A 16508-nucleotide genomic window follows, 5' to 3' on the forward strand; every position below is an offset into this window, starting at 1 on the left:
CGGCCGACCCTACTGGGCCAGACCTCCGAGATTCCACCATGTCCCGTCGCAAGAAGAAAGCCCAGGCCTGCCGCTAGCCGTTATGTTCCCAGTCGGGAAAAAAGTCCGTTTGGCGGGTGCTTCATCCGATCATCCCGTTACGCTGGGCGATTTACCCGATGCACGCAGATGATGACGGCTGACAAATCAGGACAAAATTACGACATCAACTTCGCGTACGAGGGCTTGATGACGTCATTGATCAACGACAGGCGCTCATCAAACGGAATGAAAGCACTTTTCATTGCATTCACCGTGAACCACTGCAATTCGGACCAGCCGTAGCCGAAGGCCTCGACCAGCAGCGCCATCTCGCGGCTCATCGAGGTCCCGCTCATCAGCCGGTTGTCCGTGTTGACCGTGACCCGGAAGCGCAGGTCACGCAGCAGCCCGATCGGGTGCTCCCGGATCGAGGCGGCGGCGCCGGTCTGGACGTTGGACGACGGGCAGAGCTCCAGGGGGATGCGCTTGTCCCGCACATACGCGGCGAGCCGGCCGAGCGAATTGTCGTCCGCGACGTCGTCGACGATGCGCACACCGTGTCCGAGCCGGTCGGCGCCGCACCACTGGATCGCCTGCCAGATGGACGGCAGGCCGAACGCCTCGCCCGCATGGATGGTGAAATGCGAGTTCTCGCGCTGGAGGTATTCGAAGGCGTCCAGGTGACGGGTGGGCGGGTAGCCGGCCTCCGCGCCGGCGATGTCGAAGCCGACCACACCGGCGTCGCGGTACTGCACCGACAGCTCGGCGATCTCCATCGAGCGGGCGGCGTGCCGCATCGCGGTCAGCAGCGTGCCGACCCGGATCGGGCTGCCGGCCGCGGCCGCCTCGGCGGAGCCCTCGCGGAAGCCGTCCAGGACCGCCTCCACCACCTCCGTCAGCACCAGGCCCTGGGCGAGGTGCTGCTCGGGGGCGAACCGGACCTCCGCGTAGACCACGCCGTCGGCGGCGAGGTCCAGCGCACACTCCCGGGCGACCCTGGCGAGGGACTCCCGGGTCTGCATCACCGCGACCGTGTGCGCGAACGTCTCCAGGTAGCGCTCCAGCGAGCCGGAGTCCGCGGCCGCGATGAACCACTCGCCGAGCCCTTCGGGGGTGGCGGCGGGCAGCTCGTGGCCGATGCCGGCGGCGAGGTCAAGGATGGTGGCGGGGCGCAGGCCCCCGTCGAGGTGGTCGTGGAGGAGGGCCTTCGGCGCGCGACGGATCTCGTCGTAGGTAGGAGCAACCATGGAACGACACTAGTAGCGTGCACGCTTCCGTCATCACACATCTGCGTTGTCCGGTCTGTGCCGGTGCTCTCGCGGCCGCGGACCGGGCGCTGCGCTGCGCCGCGGGTCACTCGTTCGACGTCGCCCGGCAGGGCTACGTGGACCTGACCGCCGGCCGGACGGTGCACGCCGGCGACAGCGCCGACATGGTCGCCGCCCGGGAGTCGCTGCTGGACGCCGGGCACTTCGACGTCGTGTCCGACGCTGTCGCAGCGGCCGCGGCGGGTGTACCGGGAGCAGGGCTGATCGTCGAGGTGGGCGCCGGGACGGGGCGGTACCTGTCCCGCGCCCTCGGCCCGCACCGCGTGGGCCTGGCCGTGGACGTGTCGAAACCGGCGCTGCGCCGCGCGGCGAGGATCGACCCCCGGATCGGCGCGGTCCGCGCCGACGTGTGGCAGGGGCTGCCGGTGCAGGACGCCGCCGCCGACGTGATCCTCGACGTGTTCGCGCCGCGGTCGGGTCAGGAGTTCGCCCGGGTGCTGCGCCCCGGCGGCGTCCTGGTGGTCGTGACCCCCGCACCGGGGCACCTCGCCGAGCTGGTGACGGCGCTGGGCATGGTCGGCGTCGACCCGGCGAAGCCGCAACGCCTCGCCGCGGGCCTGCGGCCGTGGCTCACCCCCCGCGACAGCGTCCCGCTGCGCGCCGGGCTGAGCCTGGACCGGGCCGCCGCGGCCGCGCTCGTCGGGATGGGGCCGAGCGCGTGGCACACCGACCCCGCGAAGGTCGCCGCCACCCTCGCGGGCATGCCGGAGCCGATCACGGCCACGCTGGAGGTACACCTGAGCACCTGGACGTCAGGTTGACAGGTCGACGTCCTCCCAGCCGGGCGGGTCTCCGTGATAGGGACCGGTGAAGATGACCGCCCACTCCAGGGCCCAGCGCCGCTGGCCGATCGAGTTGGAGTCGATCTGCCCGGGCAGCGGCAGCCGCCGGCGCTCCGCCTCCAGATATGACCAGTCCAGGCAGTAGTAGAGGTCGAGCTGGGCCGCCGCGGCGGCCGCACCGCGGGGCGCGGCCAGGGTGCGCTGCCGCCACGCCGCGAAGGTCTCCCCCTGCGGCAGGTTGGGCAGGCGCTCCATGAGCCCGTCGGCGGAGGGCAGCAGCGGGTCGAGGTCCATGGCGATGCCGAGCAGCCAGGACAGCGCGAAGAGCGCCTCCAGGTGCAGCGCGAAGGAGCGCTCGTCGCCCTCGCCCTCCGCGACGAACTGCCACTCCGGGCTGGTCACCCGCTCCTCCAGCCGCGCCTCGCGCAGCCACTCGGTCGCCAGCGGCGGCGGCATGCCGAAGGCACGGGCGAGCACGACGTTGAGGATCGCGGCGCGGGCCTCGATCTCCTCGCCGGAGCGCAGCTCCACCAGGTCGCCCGGCTCCCACGCCAGCGGGAAGTTGGGCGGTGGCAGGGGGAGCCGCAGGCGGTGCAGCTCTTCGAGGCTCGCCTCCCGCACCCGCTGCGGATCCGGCGACGTCACGGTCACCCGGGCACTGTAGCGGCAGGATCAAGCAGTGTCTCTACGGGCCAGGTCCGGTCCGAAGGCGGGCAGGCACACCGCGACGTACTCGGCGCCCTCCGGGGTCGGCGTGGTGTACCGCACGCGTTCCCCCGCGCGGGTGACAACGGCCTGACCTGCTTCGACGTCGAAGTGGCCGCCGTCGTGCTCGACCCGGACGGTGCCCCGCAGCACGATCGTGAACTCGTCGAACTCCGGCGTCTGGAACGGCTCGGTCCAGCCGCCCGGTGCGAGCATCCGGGCGATCGACACCGCCGACTCGCCGGAGTTGACCCGGCCGACGTACTCGTCGATGACCTTGCCGCCGGGGACGGGAATCTGAGTCGGGGCCTTGATCAGTTCTGGCATCAGGAGATCCTGTCGAGAATCAACGGTCGGGAGGGTGGCGGCGTGTCCGACAGCGCGACCGCGTCACGGGCCACGGACAGCGCCGTGGGCAGTTTGCCGGCGTCCTCGGCGCGCAGTTCCATGATCACATCGCCGGCCCGGACCGCCTCGCCGGGCTTGCGGTGCAGGATGATGCCGGCCGAGGCGCTGACCGGGTCCTCCTTGCGGGCCCGGCCCGCGCCGAGGCGCCAGGCGGCCACGCCGATGGCATAGGCGTCCATGGTGGCGACAAAGCCGTCGCGGCCGGCGGTGATCGTCTCGACCTCGTTGGCCACCGGCAGCGGCGCGTCGGGGTCGCCGCCCTGGGCGCGCACGAGGGCCCGCCACGAGTCCATGGCCCGCCCGTCGGCGATCGCGGCGAGCGGGTCGACGTCGCCGAGGCCCACCGCGTCGAGCATCTCCCGGGCCAGGGCCAGGGTCAGCGCGACCACGTCCTGCGGGCCGCCGCCGGCGAGGACCTCCAGGGACTCCTCGACCTCCACGGAGTGCCCGACGGTCCGGCCGAGCGGGACCTCCATGTCGGTGAGCAGGGCGACGGTGGTCACGCCGTGGGCCTTGCCCAGCTCGACCATGGTGCGCGCCAGCTCGCGGGCGTCGGCGACCTGGCGCATGAAGGCCCCGGAGCCGAACTTCACGTCCAGGACCAGCGCCCCGGTGCCCTCCGCGATCTTCTTGCTCATGATCGAGCTGGCGATCAGCGGGATCGCCTCGACGGTGCCGGTGACGTCGCGCAACGCGTACAGCTTGCGGTCCGCCGGGGCGAGACCCTCGCCGGCGGCGCAGATGGCCGCGCCGACCGTGCGCAGCTGCTCGACGAACGCCTCGTTGGACAGCTTGGTGCCGAAGCCGGCGACCGCCTCGAGCTTGTCGAGGGTCCCGCCGGTGTGCCCCAGGCCGCGGCCGGACAGCTGCGGCACCGCCGCGCCGCACGCGGCGACCAGCGGGGTCAGCGGCAGCGTGATCTTGTCGCCGACGCCGCCGGTGGAATGCTTGTCGACGGTCGGCCGGCCGACGCCGGACAGGTCCAGCCGCTCCCCCGAGGCGATCATGGCAGCGGTCCAGCGGGCGATCTCCCCGGCGGTCATGCCGTTGAGCAGGATCGCCATGGCGAGCGCCGACATCTGCTCGTCGGCGACGACGCCCTTGGTGTACGCGTCGACGACCCAGTCGATCTGTGCGTCACTCAGGACGCCCTTGTCACGCTTGGCGCGAATGACGTCGACCGCCGCGAAACTCATGCCGTCACCTCCGCTGCGCTCCGGCGCCGGCCTGAGCCGACACCGCGCCCCTGATTCGCGGCTCCTCCGCTGCGCTCCGGCCCACTCATGGCGTGCTCCAGTCCTGCTCGATGCCGGCCGGTCGGGGGGTGTCCCCGGCCCAACTCGTGCTGCCCTGCGCGTCGACCACGACCACCCGGGGCGTGCGGATCCGGCCCCAGGCGACCCCCTCGGCGGCGGTGCCCCAGGTCGGCCCCTCTTCAAGGATGCCCGCCGGCTCGCCGTCGACGGTGCCGGATGAACGCTCCCAGTAGCCGGTCCAGACCTGCTGGCCGTCGGCGACGTCGGGGTGTACGAACACCGTCCCGGTGCCGATCTTCAGCGCCAGCGCGGCCGGGACGGAAAGACCCGACGGCGCGAGCCGGCCCAGGTCGGTGTCGTCGAAGGCGTGCGGCAGCAGCGCCGACATGGGCAGCGGGCCGTCGGCGTGGTCAATGAGGCAGTCCGGGCCGCCGTGCTCCCACAGCAGCTGCCGGCACCTGCCGCACGGCATGAGCGGCCGCCCGTCGCCGTCGACGCACGCGAGGGCGACCAGCCGGCCGCCGCCGGTGACCTGGAGGTTGGAGACCAGGCCGCACTCGGCGCACAGGCCGAGCCCGTAGGAGGCGTTCTCGACGTTGCAGCCCACGACGATCCTGCCGTCGTCGACGAGCGCCGCCGCGCCGACCGGAAACTTGGAGTACGGCGCGTAGGCGCGCGCCATCACGGTGACGGCCGCCCGGCGCAGCGCCACCCAGTCAACGTCCGTCACGCTCAGCCTCCACGCCGGTACGGTTTGCCGTCCGCGGCGGGCGGTCTGAGCCGTTGCGCCGCGAGCGCCAGCACCACCAGCACCGTGATGTAGGGCGCCGCCTGCACCAGTGCCGTCGGGATCTTGTCCACAGAGAAGAACAATACGTAGGACAGGACGCCGAGGACGGCGGAAGAGATCGCCACGACCCTGTTCCGCCTGATGAACTCCCACACGGCCAGGGCCAGCAGCAGCGCGCCGACCAGGAGGAGCAACGCGTGCACGGACTCACTGCCGCGCCGCAGCTGCAGCGCGTCGGTGTAGCCGAACAGGGAGGCGCCGACGGCGAGGCCGCCCGGCCGCCAGTTGCCGAAGATCATCGCGGCGAGGCCGATGTACCCACGCCCGCCGGTCTGCCCCTCGCGGTAGATCGCGGAGGTGACGGTGGACAGGTACACGCCGCCGAGCCCGGCCATCGCGCCGGAGATGACCACGCCGTAGTACTTGTAGCGGTAGACGTTGAGGCCGAGGCTCTCCGCCGCCTGCGGGTCCTCGCCGACCGACCGGACGCGCAGGCCGAAGGCGGTCTTCCACAGCAGCCACGCGGTGAGCGGGATGAGCAGCACCGCGAGGATCGTCACGATGGACACCTCGTAGAGCAGGCCGCGCAGTACCCCGGCGATGTCGCTGATCAGGAACCACTGGTGTTCCTCGAGGCCCTTGAGACCGTTGATGCCGGGCACCGAGAGCCTCGGCACCTGGTCCACGACCGTCGGGGACTGGGTGGCGCCGGCGCTGCCCCAGGTGATGTAGGACAGGTAGCGCACGACCCCGGGCGCCAGGATCGTCATAGCGACGCCGGAGATGATGTGGTCGACGCCGAACGTGACCGTGGCGACGGCGTGGACGAGCCCGCCGATCGCGCCGCCGAGGATGCCGACGAGCAGGCCGATCCACGGCCCGAACTCCAGGCTGCCCCACGCGCCGAACCAGGTGCCGAGGATCATCTGGCCCTCGAGACCGATGTTGACCACGCCGGCACGCTCCGCCCAGAGGCCGCCGAGACCGGCGAGCCCCAGGGGGACCGCCGCCTGCAGCGCGGCCTGGATGGCACCCTGCGACGTGACGTCGGAGGCGCCCGCCAGCTGGTGGACCAGGGACAACCCGACCAGCGCCCCGGCGACGATAAGCAGGATCGTGCCGGTGGACATGCGCCGGCCCCGGGGTTTGGCCGCGGGCTTCGCCGCCGCCGCCGAGAGCATCGCGTCGGTGCTCACTTCGACTCCTCCACTACCGGGATCGCCGGCGCCGCCGCGGCGGTGGCCACGCCGACCCGCCGTTGCTGCGCCCGCCGGCCGATGCGGGCCGCGAGCTCGTACGCGATGACGACCGACAGGACCGTGACGCCCTGCATGATCAGGATGATCTCCTTGGGAATCCCGTCGAGGTCCAGGATGATCTGGGAGCTCGCCAGAAAGCCCCACAGGATCGCGCCGAGGGCCATGCCGATCGGGTGGTTGCGGCCCAGCAGCGCCACGGCGATGCCGGTGAAGCCGATGCCGCCGAAGCCCTCCGTGTAGGTGTGGCTCTCCCCCAGCATGCGGGGCAGGTTGACCAGCCCGGCGATCGCCCCGGAGATCAGCATCGCGGTGATCACCATGCGCTTGGCGTTGACGCCGCTGGCGGTCGCCGCGAACGGGTTGTAGCCGGTGGCCCGCAGGTCGAAGCCGAAGCGGGTCCGGTTGATCACGAACCAGTACGCGGCGCCGAGGACCACCGCGACGGCGAAGAAGCCCAGGACCTTCTGCTCGGTGCCGGAGATGATCGGCAGGCCGGGCATCCACGAGTCCTCCGGCAGGATGCCGGTGGTCTTGATCTGCGCGCCGGGCTCGGTGACGCCCCAGTGCTCGTTGAGCAGCCAGGTGACGACCAGGCCGCCGATCGCGTTGAGCATCAGCGTGGAGATGACCTCGCTGACCCCGCGCTGGGTCTTGAGCAGCGCGGCGATCGACGCCCAGGCCGCGCCGACGATCATCGCGACCACGACGATCAGCACGATGCGCAGGCCGCCCGGCATCCAGTCCATGAACGACGCGCTGGCCAGGGCGCCGGCGAAGAACGCGCCGACCTTGGACTGGCCCTCGACGCCGATGTTGAACAGGCCCATCTTGAAGCCGAACGCCACCGAGACGGCGGCGATGTAGAGCTCGCTGGCCTTGTTGAGGATCTCGACCTTCTGGTCGGGCTGCGTGCCGAACTCGTACATGTGCTGGAAGGCCAGCAGAGGGTCCTTGTCGCTGATCAGCAGCGCGATCGAGGAGATCGCGGCGGCGATGACCAGCGCGGCGACGGGTGCGATCAGCTGCGGGAGCAGCTTCCCGACATCGATGCGCCGGGCGCCCACAGCAGCACTCATGCCGACCCCTCCGCTGCGCTCCGGCGCCGACATGAGGCACGAAGTGCCCTGAGCCGATGATGCCCGGCTCCTCCGCTGCGCTCCGGACCGGTCATGAAGGAATCTCCTCACCTGCGGCGCCGGTCATGGCGACGCCGAGCTGCTCAGGGGTGACGGTCGACGGGTCGGCATCGGCCACCAGGCGCCCACCGTAGATCACCTTCAGCGCGTCGGACAGGCCGATCAGCTCGTCCAGGTCGGCCGAGATGAGCAGCACGCCCATGCCGGCGATCCGGGCGTTGCGGATGTGGTCCCAGATGGCGGCCTGGGCGCCGACGTCGACCCCGCGGGTCGGGTGGGCGGCGATGAGCACCTTCGGCTGGTGGCTCATCTCCCGGCCGACGATGAGCTTCTGCTGGTTGCCGCCGGACAGCGCGACCGCGGCCACGTCGATGCTCGGCGTGCGCACGTCGTATTCGGCGACGATCCGGGTGGTGTCGCGGCGGGCGCCGCCGACGTTGATCAGGAAGCCGCGGGCGTTGGGCGGCTCGGTCTGGTGGCCGAGGATCCGGTTCTCCCACAGCGGCGCGTCCAGCAGCAGGCCCTGCCGGTGCCGGTCCTCCGGGATGTAGCCGACGCCCGCCTCGCGCCGCCGGCGGGTGTCCCACCCGGCGATCTCGACGCCGTCGAGCTCGACGGTGCCCGTGGAGGCGCGCATGCCGATGATCGCCTCTGCGAGCTCGGCCTGGCCGTTGCCCTCGACGCCGGCGATGCCGACGACCTCGCCCTTGTGGATGGTGAACGTGGCGTCGTCCACGATCGGCCGCCCGTCGGGGCCGCGGACCGTGAGCCCCCGCACGACCAGGACCGGCACGTCGGTGACGGTCGACTCGCGGGCCTCGGGGCTGGGCAGCTCGCTGCCGACCATGAGGGTCGCCAGCTGGCGGGCGGTGACCTGGTCGGGCTTGACGGACGCGACGGTGGTGCCGCGCCGGATGACGGTGATGTCGTCGGCGACGCCGCGGACCTCGTCCAGCTTGTGCGAGATGAACAGCACGGTCAGGCCCTCACGGATGAGCTCGCGGAGGTTGCCGAACAGCTCGTCGACCTCCTGCGGGACCAGCACCGCGGTCGGCTCGTCGAGGATGAGGATGCGGGCGCCCCGGTAGAGCACCTTGAGGATCTCGACCCGCTGGCGGTCGCCGACGCCGAGGTCCTCGACCAGCGCGTCGGGCTCGACGTCCAGCCCGTACCGCTGGGAGATCTCGGTGATCTTGTCCTTGGCCTGGGTGCCGATGCCGTGCAGCTTCTCGGCGCCGAGGACCACGTTCTCCGTGACCGTGAAATTGTCGGCGAGCATGAAGTGCTGGTGCACCATGCCGATGCCGACCTCGATCGCGCCCTGGGGCGAGGAGAACTTCACCGGGTTGCCCTCGATGAGGATCTCGCCCTCGTCCGGCGGCTGCATCCCGTAGAGGATCTTCATGAGGGTCGACTTGCCGGCACCGTTCTCACCGACGATCGCGTGGATCGTCCCCTTACGGACGGTGAGGTTGACGTCGGAGTTCGCCACGACGCCGGGGAACCGCTTGGTGATCCCCTTCAGCTCGACGGCGGGTGGGTCCGCGGTCACGAGAGGCTCCTTCAACAAGTGATGGCGGGGGACCGGATCACAGTCCCCCGCCTCACGCCCAGCTTCCGATTACTTGGTCGGCACCGTGATCGTGCCGGCGACGATGTCCGCCTTGAACTTGTCGAGCTTGTCCTTGATGTCGTCGACCTGGCCACCGGAGGTGGAGTAGCCCACGCCGTCGGACTTGAGGTCGAAGACGGTCGGACCGGCCTTGAACTTGTCCTGGCCGAAGTCCTTGACGAAGTTGAACACCGCGTTGTCGACCCGCTTGAGCATCGACGTCATGATGACCGTCTTGAGCGAGGCGTCGGTCACGGTGTTGTACTGGTCGGAGTCGACGCCGATGGCCAGGGCGTTCTTGGCCTTGGCGGCCTCGAAGACACCCGTGCCGGAGCCGCCGGCGGCCGCGTAGATGATGTCGGCCTTCTGGTCATACATACCGGTCGCCGCGGTCTTGCCACCCGCGGGGTCGTTGAAGCCCTTGCAGGCCTCGGCCGGGGTCGACAGGTAGTTGGTCAGCACCTTGACGTCGGCCTTGGCGGCCTTGGCGCCGGCGGCGAAGCCCGCCTCGAACTTCTTGATCAGGTCGACCTGGCAGCCACCGATGAAGCCGACCGTGCCGGTCTTCGTCTTCAGCGCCGCGGCCGCACCGACCAGGAAGGAGCCCTGCTCCTCGGCGAACACGAGGTCGGCCACGTTGTCGGCGGCGGTGCCGCCGTCGACGATGGCGAACTTGGTCTGCGGGCAGTCCTTCGCGGCGCGAGCGAGCGGGCCGTTCTTGGAGTCCGCGCCGTCGTAGACGAAGCCGACCGCGATGACCGGGTTGTAACCGGTCGTGCAGAGCAGCTTCAGACGCGTGTACTTGTCGTTCTCGCTCTCGCCGGCGACCGCGGCCAGGTCCTTGACCTCAAGGTTCAGCTCCGACTTGACCCGGTCGAGACCGGCTGCCGCGGAGTCGTTGAACGATTTGTCGCCGCGGCCACCGATGTCGAACGCAAGGCCGACCTTGACGCTCTTCTTCGTGGTGCCGCTGCTCGTGCTGCCTGGCTCGTCGCCCTTGTCATCGCCGCAAGCGGCCATGCTGCCCAACGCGACAATCGCCACCGCGGCGGCCGCGAGAACCTTCATCCCACGCACTCGGCGCAAGACGGTCTCCCTTCACCAAAGCACCGCCCCAACGCGGTGAATCCCAACGGCGGGAGCGTACGCCCTCGGACCGACAGTTCCGTTGTTTGCTGCCGGGTTGGGAGGAGTGCGTTATAGGGCCGTGACGTGCCGACCGTCCCTCCAGCCTACTGAGATCGATCTTGTAACGCCCGGTTTACTTCCAAAAGACGGCAACGGCGGCGTTAACGAGCGTTAGCCCCACCAAAGCCAGGAAATGCCCACGGTTGACCTGCTCGCGCTTGCGTGAGAAGAACGCCATGGCGAAGATCGCCAGCCCGATGACGGCCTTGACGGCGAGCTTGGCGGCCGGCGGCTCGTCGCCGTCGCGCAGGGGCGCGGACAGCGCGATGCCGGTCACGACCTGGACGGTCGCACCCCACAACATGGCGTTGTTGATCCGCAGCTTCCCGGTGAGGTACTGGGTGATCGACCCGCCCAGCAGCAGCGCGAAGCCGATGAGGTGGGCATAGAGGAGGATGAGCCGCAAAGGTTCCACAGGCGCAAGGTAGCGGTTGGTTGACTCTCCCGCTGCTGGAGGGTCCACGATGGCCGCATGAACATCGGCGAGCTGTCCCGGCTGTCCGGCCTGCCGGTCAAGACGATCCGCTACTACTCCGACGTCGGACTGGTCCCGGAGGCCGAGCGCTCCCACGCCGGCTACCGCCGCTACGACCACGACTCGCTGGTCAGGCTCGAGTTCGTGCGCACGCTGCGGGAACTCGGGCTGGACATCGCGACCATCAAGCGGGTCCTGGACCGCGGCGAGGACCTCGGCGCCGTCGCCGCCGCGCACGCCGAGGCGCTCGGCGTGCAGATCCGGGTGCTGCGGCTGCGCCGGGCGGCGCTGCGCGCGGTGTCCCTGCACTCGGCACAGGGCGACCCGACCCCCGCGGAGCTGGACCGGATGACCCGCATCGCGCAGGCGAGCACCGACGAGCGCCGGCGCATCGTGGACGAGTTCTTCGACAGCATCTTCACCGGGATCGCCGACTCCGCAGAGGCCGCGGAGTTCACCGCGCGCATGCGCAGCGTCTCCCCCGAGCTGCCCGACGACCCCACCGACGCGCAGGTCGACGCGTGGATCGAGCTCGCCGGGATGCTGCGCGAGCAGGACTTCCGGGCGCGGCTGCGGGAGATGAGCAAGCGGAGCTTCGCATCGGACGAGCGCCGCCTGGCGCCCACCGACATGTCGGAGATCTCGTGGTTCACCGGTCACGTCGGCGCGTACATGGACGACGGCGTGGCGCCCGGAAGCCCTCAGGCGGTGCCGGTGGTCGCCGCCGTCCTGGACCGGTGGGGCGTGGCCGAGGGCGACCGCGAGGCGCTCATCGACCAGCTCACCCTCGCCGTCGACCCGCGCGCCGAGCGCTACTGGCAGCTCATGGCGGTGATCAACGGGTGGCCGCCGGTCCCGGCCACCATGCACCGGTGGGAGTGGTTCCTGAACGCCCTCCGGGCGGGCCGTGGCCCGTTAGCGTGACCTGGTGGAGTGGTGGCGGCACGCGGTCATCTATCAGGTCTATCCGCGCAGCTTCGCCGACGCCGACGGTGACGGCGTCGGTGACCTGCCCGGCATCACCGCCCGGCTCGGCCACCTCGCCGACCTCGGGGTCGACGCGCTGTGGCTCTCGCCGTTCTACCGCTCCCCCATGGTCGACGGCGGCTACGACGTCAGCGACTACCGCGACGTCGACCCCGTCTTCGGCACCCTTGCCGACTTCGACGCCCTGCTGGCCGAGGCCCACCGGCTCGGGCTGCGGGTGATCGTCGACATCGTGCCCAACCACACGTCGTCGCTGCACCCGTGGTTCGTGCAGGGCCGGCGCGACCGGTACATCTTCCGCGACGAGCCGAACGGGTGGCGGTCGCTGTTCGGCGGACCCGCCTGGACGCAGGTCGCCGACGGGCAGTGGTACCTGCACCTGTTCGCGCCCGAGCAGCCGGACCTGAACTGGCACAACCCGGACGTGCGGTCGGAGTTCGACGACATCCTGCGCTTCTGGCTGGACCGCGGCGTCGACGGCTTCCGGGTCGACGTCGCCCACGGCATGATCAAGGACCTGGCCGGCGTGACCCTCTTCGACCACGAGGACGTCCACGAGATCCACCGCCGCTGGCGCAAGATCCTCGACTCCTACCCCGGCGACCGGATGGCCGTCGCGGAGGTGTTCGACACCGCGCCGGACCGGGTGGCGCGCTACGTGTCCGTCGGCGAGCTGCACCAGGCGTTCAACTTCGACTTCCTGGAGGCACCCTGGGACCCGGTGGTCCTGCGCCGGATCATCGACGCGTCCCTGGCCGCCGCGGTTACGGTCGGCGCGCCGCCGACCTGGGTGCTGTCCAACCACGACCGGCGCCGGCACGTGACCCGCTTCGGCAGCGTCCGGCGGGCCCGCGCCGCCGTCCTGCTGATGCTCGGCCTGCCCGGCAGCGCATACCTGTACCAGGGCGAGGAGCTCGGCCTGCCGGAGGTCCTGGACCTGCCGGACGAGATGCGGGTCGACCCGCAGTGGATCCGCTCCGGGGGCACCGAGCTCGGCCGGGACGGCTGCCGCGTGCCGCTGCCCTGGTCGGGCGAAGCCCCGCCGTTCGGCTTCGGGCCGGGCGGCTCCTGGCTGCCGCAGCCGGCGGACTGGGCCCCGCTGACGGTCGCCGCGCAGCGCGACGACCCGCGCTCCACGCTGACCCTCTACCGGGAGGCGCTGCGGCTGCGCCGCCCGGCCACGACGCTGCGCTGGCTCGACGCACCCGACGGCGTGCTGCTGTTCGAGACGGAGACCACCCGGGTCGCGGCGAACCTGACCGCCGCCGCGGTGCGGGTCGAGGGGCCGGCCACCCCGCTGCTGAGCAGCAGCGAGATGGCCGGCGAGCTGCCACCGGACACGACCGCCTGGTGGGCGATCCAACCGGACTAGGCCGTCAGCTTGGCCGCGATCCGGGCGAAGCCTGCCCGGATCTCCTCGATCGACGGCGCCTCGTGCGTGTGGTCGTCGTGGTCGTGGTCGTGGTCATGGCCGTGATGATCGTGATCTTCGTAGTCGGCGAACTCCTCGTCGAGCGCCGCCGTCTCCAGGTCCTCGTTCTCGGCCGCCAGGCGGGAGGCGGCGATGTCACCGAGGATCTGCTCGGCGGTGACGTGCGGCTGGAGCGGCTCGACCACCGCCATCAGGTCCTCGTCGGCCACCACGGCCTCGGCGAGGGCGAGCGCGTGCGCCCGCTCGTAGGGCCCGCACACGACGGGCTCCCACTCCTCGTCCTCGTTCAACGGGCCGAAGGTGATGATCCACGGCAGGGTCAGCGCCGGCGCGTCGGCCGGCAGGTCCAAAGTCACAAGTGCACCCACGGCGCCCATCATGACGGGTCGCGCGGCTCCGGTGTCGCCGAACCGCCGGACGGGGCGGGACGCCGGCCGATGTTGGCCGCCATGTCGGCCGCCACCGTGACCGCCTCCGGGTCGGCCGCGCCCGCCGGTGTCCCGGTGGCGGGCTGCCCCGCGGCGGCCGTCTTCGGGTGCTCCGCGCGCACATTCTCCGCCACCCGCTGGGTGGTCTCCGCGGCCTCCTCGACCAGCTCGGCCGCGCGGACCGCCGCCTTCACGTCGCTGCGCGGCTCGCCGCCGGCGAGGTCCTTGGCCCGGCCGTGCGTGTCGGTGGCCGCCAGCGCCGCGGCGAACAGCAGCAGCTGGTGCAGCAGGTACATGTACAGCAGCAACCCGATCGTGCCCGCGACCAGCTGGTAGGCCGGGTTGTCCTCGGTGCGGGTGATGTAGAGCTTGCCCAGCGACTTGAGCACGCCGAGCCCGACCGCGAAGAGCAGCGCGGAGGGCAGCAGCCGCCGCAGCGACATCCGCAGCCGCGGCACGCCGGCCAGCAGCGCCATGCCCAGGACCAGGTCCACGATCCCGGACAGCAGCGTCGAGGTGCCCCGCAGCGCCACCCGGACCGGGTCCTGCTCGAGGTCGCCGGCCAGCCAGTACAGCAGCTCCTGGACGCCGGCGAAGATGCCGATCGACACGATGAGCAGCAGCCCCAGCGCCACCAGCACGGCGAGGTCCACGAGCCAGCGCACCACCGGGTTGCCCGGGTGCTCCTGCAGGTGCCACAGCGCGCGCTGCGAGGAGCGCAGGTTCTCCACCCAGCCGACCCCGGCGATGACCAGGCCGAGCAGGGCGATGAGCCCGATCTGCTGGCTGCCGGCGAAGATCTGGTCGGAGTGCAGCTGCGGCAGGTTGACCGCCAGGTAGCTCTGCACCCGCTCGACGACCGCCTCGTTGCCGCCGAGGACCCGGCCGAGGATGAAGAACGCCACGACCACCATCGCGAACACGGCGAAGAAGCCGTAGTAGGCGGTGGCGGCGGCGAGGCGGGCCGCGTCGAGGTCGAAGTAGCGCTCCTGCGCCCGCCAGACGTGATCGAACACGCGGGAGCGGCGGCGGCCCGCGGCCACCACCCGATCGAAGCCGGCTTCCAGCCGGTCCAGCAGGCTCACTCTCTTATCGTCGCTGATCGGCGGCGGAGTGGCGCGGCGACAGCCGGTACTGCGCGTACGGCTGCCATCGACCGCTCTCGTCGTGCTCGAACAGCGCGAACCCGTCGACGGGGAACGCCGCCTCGTAGCCGGCCAGGTCGGCGAAGGCCGCGTCGAGCCGCTCCGGGGCCACGTTGTGCGCGACCGTCACGTGCGGGTGGTACGGGAACGGCACCGTCGCCTCGATCGCGGCGGCGCCGAGGACGGCCTGGTGCAGCTGCTCGCACTCGCTGATGCCGGCCGCGACCGCCACGAACACGACCTGGGTCAGCGGGCGGAAGGTGCCGGTCCCGCGCAGCCGCACCGTGAACGGGCCGTGCCGCCGCGCGACCTCGGCGAGGTGCCGGTCGATCGCGGGCAGGTCGGCCGCGTCGACGTCGGTCGGGCCGAGCAGGGTGACGTGCGCCGGCACGTGCGCGGCGGCCGGGTCGCCCGCGGCCAGGCGGGCGGCGGTGAGCTCGCTGCCCCACGGGTCGGGGAGGTCGATCGCGACGCCGATGGTGGTCCGCACGCGAGCCACGTCAGTGCGCAGCACCCGGTGCGAGGAACCCGATCCGGTCGTAGACCGTGCTCAGGGTGGCACCGGCGACCGCGCGCGCCTTCTCGGCGCCGATCGCGAGCAGCTTGTCCAGCTGCGCCGGGTCCTCCAGGTAGGTGTTGGTGCGCTGCTGGATCGGGCGCAGGAACTCCACCACGACCTCGGCGAGGTCCTTCTTGAGGTCGCCGTAGCCCTTGCCGTCGTACGCCGCGACGAGGTCCTCGATGCTCCGCCCGGTCAGCGCCGAGTAGATCGTGAGGAGGTTGGAGATGCCCGGCTTGGCGGACTGGTCGAAGATGATCTCGCGGCCGGTGTCGGTGACCGCCGACTTGATCTTCTTGGCGGCCTTCGCCGGGTCCTCGAGCAGCTCGACGAGGCCGGACGCGGTCGACGCCGACTTCGACATCTTCGCGGTCGGCTCCTGCAGGTCGGTGATCTTCGCCGTGTCCTTGATGATGTACGGCGCCGGCACCGTGAACGTGGCACCGAACGTCGTGTTGAACCGCTGGGCGAGGTCGCGGGTCAGCTCCAGGTGCTGGCGCTGGTCCTCCCCGACGGGCACGGCGTCGGCCTGGTACAGCAGGATGTCGGCCGCCTGCAGGATCGGGTAGGTGAACAGCCCGATGCTGGAGCGGTCCGCGCCCTGCTTGCTCGACTTGTCCTTGAACTGGGTCATCCGGCTGGCCTCGCCGAACCCGGTGATGCAGCCCATCACCCAGCCGAGCTGCGCGTGCTCCGCCACTTGGCTCTGCACGAACAGCGTGCACCGCTCGGGGTCGAGCCCGACCGCGAGCAGCTGCGCCGCGCTCACCCGGGTGCGCCTGCGCAGCAGCGCCGGGTCGTGGCCGGCGGTGATCGCGTGCAGGTCGACCACGCAGTAGAACGTGTCGTGCGTGTCCTGCATCGCCACCCAGTTGCGCAGCGCGCCGAGATAGTTGCCCAGATGGAACGAGTCGGCGGTGGGCTGGATCCCGGAGAGCACCCGAGGACGGGCGGTGCTGACGGACGGCGACATGCGGGTCATTCTGTCAGCACCACC

Annotated in this window: 17 protein-coding genes; 3 read left to right on the plus strand and 14 right to left on the minus strand. The window is 71.1% G+C overall.

Annotated features, from left to right (window positions below; genetic code table 11):
- Positions 1-197: 197 nt before the first annotated feature.
- Entirely contained in the window at positions 198-1268 is a 1071-nt protein-coding gene (locus tag OHA72_RS03095; RefSeq protein ID WP_327006344.1) for an adenosine deaminase, read from the minus strand.
- A 17-nt stretch (positions 1269-1285) separates the two neighbouring features.
- On the opposite strand from OHA72_RS03095, the gene OHA72_RS03100 reads away from it, so the two are divergent.
- Positions 1286-2110: a putative RNA methyltransferase gene (locus OHA72_RS03100; RefSeq protein ID WP_327006345.1), complete on the plus strand. Its 825-nt coding sequence runs from the start codon at positions 1286-1288 to the stop codon at positions 2108-2110.
- Here the strand turns inward: OHA72_RS03100 and OHA72_RS03105 are convergent.
- The 9 genes from OHA72_RS03105 to OHA72_RS03145 all read right to left on the minus strand — a co-directional run bounded on the left by OHA72_RS03105 (position 2102) and on the right by OHA72_RS03145 (position 10900).
- On the minus strand, positions 2102-2782 hold the full coding sequence (locus OHA72_RS03105; protein ID WP_327006346.1) for a DUF4272 domain-containing protein: 681 nt from the start codon (positions 2780-2782) through the stop codon (positions 2102-2104). The two genes, OHA72_RS03100 and OHA72_RS03105, sit on opposite strands and share 9 nt — an antisense overlap.
- A 21-nt stretch (positions 2783-2803) precedes the next feature.
- Positions 2804-3163, minus strand: coding sequence for a cupin domain-containing protein (locus OHA72_RS03110; RefSeq protein WP_327006347.1), 360 nt, complete (start codon positions 3161-3163; stop codon positions 2804-2806).
- Positions 3163-4440 (minus strand): thymidine phosphorylase, encoded by a 1278-nt coding sequence (locus OHA72_RS03115; protein WP_327006348.1) that lies wholly within the window; start codon positions 4438-4440, stop codon positions 3163-3165. Before OHA72_RS03115 ends, OHA72_RS03110 begins: the two co-directional genes overlap by 1 nt.
- Positions 4441-4525: 85 nt before the next feature.
- Positions 4526-5182 carry a cytidine deaminase gene (locus OHA72_RS03120; RefSeq protein WP_327011435.1) on the minus strand — a complete coding sequence of 219 codons (657 nt, stop codon included), beginning with the start codon at positions 5180-5182 and terminating at the stop codon, positions 4526-4528.
- 50 nt (positions 5183-5232) lie between these two features.
- Entirely contained in the window at positions 5233-6486 is a 1254-nt protein-coding gene (locus OHA72_RS03125; protein WP_327006349.1) for an ABC transporter permease, read from the minus strand.
- The gene (locus OHA72_RS03130; RefSeq protein WP_327006350.1) at positions 6483-7625 is read right to left on the minus strand and encodes an ABC transporter permease; all 1143 of its coding nucleotides are present in this window, start codon (positions 7623-7625) and stop codon (positions 6483-6485) included. The genes OHA72_RS03125 and OHA72_RS03130 overlap by 4 nt, the downstream gene beginning before the upstream one ends.
- Before the next feature lie 91 nt (positions 7626-7716).
- A complete protein-coding gene (locus OHA72_RS03135) occupies positions 7717-9237 on the minus strand; it encodes an ABC transporter ATP-binding protein (RefSeq protein WP_327006351.1) in 1521 nt (506 codons plus the stop codon).
- Positions 9238-9306: 69 nt separating this feature from the next.
- Positions 9307-10365: a BMP family lipoprotein gene (locus OHA72_RS03140; protein ID WP_327006352.1), complete on the minus strand. Its 1059-nt coding sequence runs from the start codon at positions 10363-10365 to the stop codon at positions 9307-9309.
- 193 nt (positions 10366-10558) lie between these two features.
- The gene (locus OHA72_RS03145) at positions 10559-10900 is read right to left on the minus strand and encodes a hypothetical protein (protein ID WP_327006353.1); all 342 of its coding nucleotides are present in this window, start codon (positions 10898-10900) and stop codon (positions 10559-10561) included.
- A gap of 57 nt (positions 10901-10957) precedes the next feature.
- Here OHA72_RS03145 and OHA72_RS03150 point away from each other — a divergent pair, with 57 nt between their 5' ends.
- Both OHA72_RS03150 and OHA72_RS03155 read left to right on the plus strand, forming a co-directional pair.
- Entirely contained in the window at positions 10958-11884 is a 927-nt protein-coding gene (locus OHA72_RS03150) for a MerR family transcriptional regulator (RefSeq protein ID WP_327006354.1), read from the plus strand.
- A gap of 4 nt (positions 11885-11888) precedes the next feature.
- Positions 11889-13319 (plus strand): glycoside hydrolase family 13 protein, encoded by a 1431-nt coding sequence (locus OHA72_RS03155; RefSeq protein WP_442788499.1) that lies wholly within the window; start codon positions 11889-11891, stop codon positions 13317-13319.
- Here OHA72_RS03155 and OHA72_RS03160 read toward each other — a convergent pair.
- The 4 genes from OHA72_RS03160 to trpS are packed head-to-tail and all read right to left on the minus strand — an operon-like array spanning position 13316 to position 16493.
- On the minus strand, positions 13316-13747 hold the full coding sequence (locus OHA72_RS03160; protein WP_327006355.1) for a hypothetical protein: 432 nt from the start codon (positions 13745-13747) through the stop codon (positions 13316-13318). The two genes, OHA72_RS03155 and OHA72_RS03160, sit on opposite strands and share 4 nt — an antisense overlap.
- A gap of 8 nt (positions 13748-13755) precedes the next feature.
- Entirely contained in the window at positions 13756-14892 is a 1137-nt protein-coding gene (locus tag OHA72_RS03165) for a YihY/virulence factor BrkB family protein (RefSeq protein WP_327006356.1), read from the minus strand.
- Positions 14893-14896: 4 nt separating this feature from the next.
- On the minus strand, positions 14897-15442 hold the full coding sequence (locus tag OHA72_RS03170) for a 2'-5' RNA ligase family protein (protein WP_327006357.1): 546 nt from the start codon (positions 15440-15442) through the stop codon (positions 14897-14899).
- A gap of 10 nt (positions 15443-15452) precedes the next feature.
- Complete coding sequence (gene trpS / locus OHA72_RS03175; RefSeq protein WP_327006358.1) at positions 15453-16493, minus strand: tryptophan--tRNA ligase; 1041 nt, start codon at positions 16491-16493, stop codon at positions 15453-15455.
- Positions 16494-16508 lie beyond the last annotated feature (15 nt).

The sequence above is a fragment of the Dactylosporangium sp. NBC_01737 genome (assembly GCF_035963215.1).
Lineage (GTDB): Bacteria > Actinomycetota > Actinomycetes > Mycobacteriales > Micromonosporaceae > Dactylosporangium.

What these genes read in the sequence shown, in the direction of transcription:
- OHA72_RS03095 (WP_327006344.1), bottom strand. Translation starts at nt 1,268, where the DNA reads ATGGTTGCTCCTACCTACGACGAGATCCGTCGCGCGCCGAAGGCCCTC.
- OHA72_RS03110 (WP_327006347.1), bottom strand. Translation starts at nt 3,163, where the DNA reads ATGCCAGAACTGATCAAGGCCCCGACTCAGATTCCCGTCCCCGGCGGC.
- OHA72_RS03115 (WP_327006348.1), bottom strand. Translation starts at nt 4,440, where the DNA reads ATGAGTTTCGCGGCGGTCGACGTCATTCGCGCCAAGCGTGACAAGGGC.
- OHA72_RS03120 (WP_327011435.1), bottom strand. Translation starts at nt 5,182, where the DNA reads ATGGCGCGCGCCTACGCGCCGTACTCCAAGTTTCCGGTCGGCGCGGCG.
- OHA72_RS03130 (WP_327006350.1), bottom strand. Translation starts at nt 7,625, where the DNA reads ATGAGTGCTGCTGTGGGCGCCCGGCGCATCGATGTCGGGAAGCTGCTC.
- OHA72_RS03140 (WP_327006352.1), bottom strand. Translation starts at nt 10,365, where the DNA reads ATGAAGGTTCTCGCGGCCGCCGCGGTGGCGATTGTCGCGTTGGGCAGC.
- OHA72_RS03150 (WP_327006354.1), top strand. Translation starts at nt 10,958, where the DNA reads ATGAACATCGGCGAGCTGTCCCGGCTGTCCGGCCTGCCGGTCAAGACG.
- trpS (WP_327006358.1), bottom strand. Translation starts at nt 16,493, where the DNA reads ATGACCCGCATGTCGCCGTCCGTCAGCACCGCCCGTCCTCGGGTGCTC.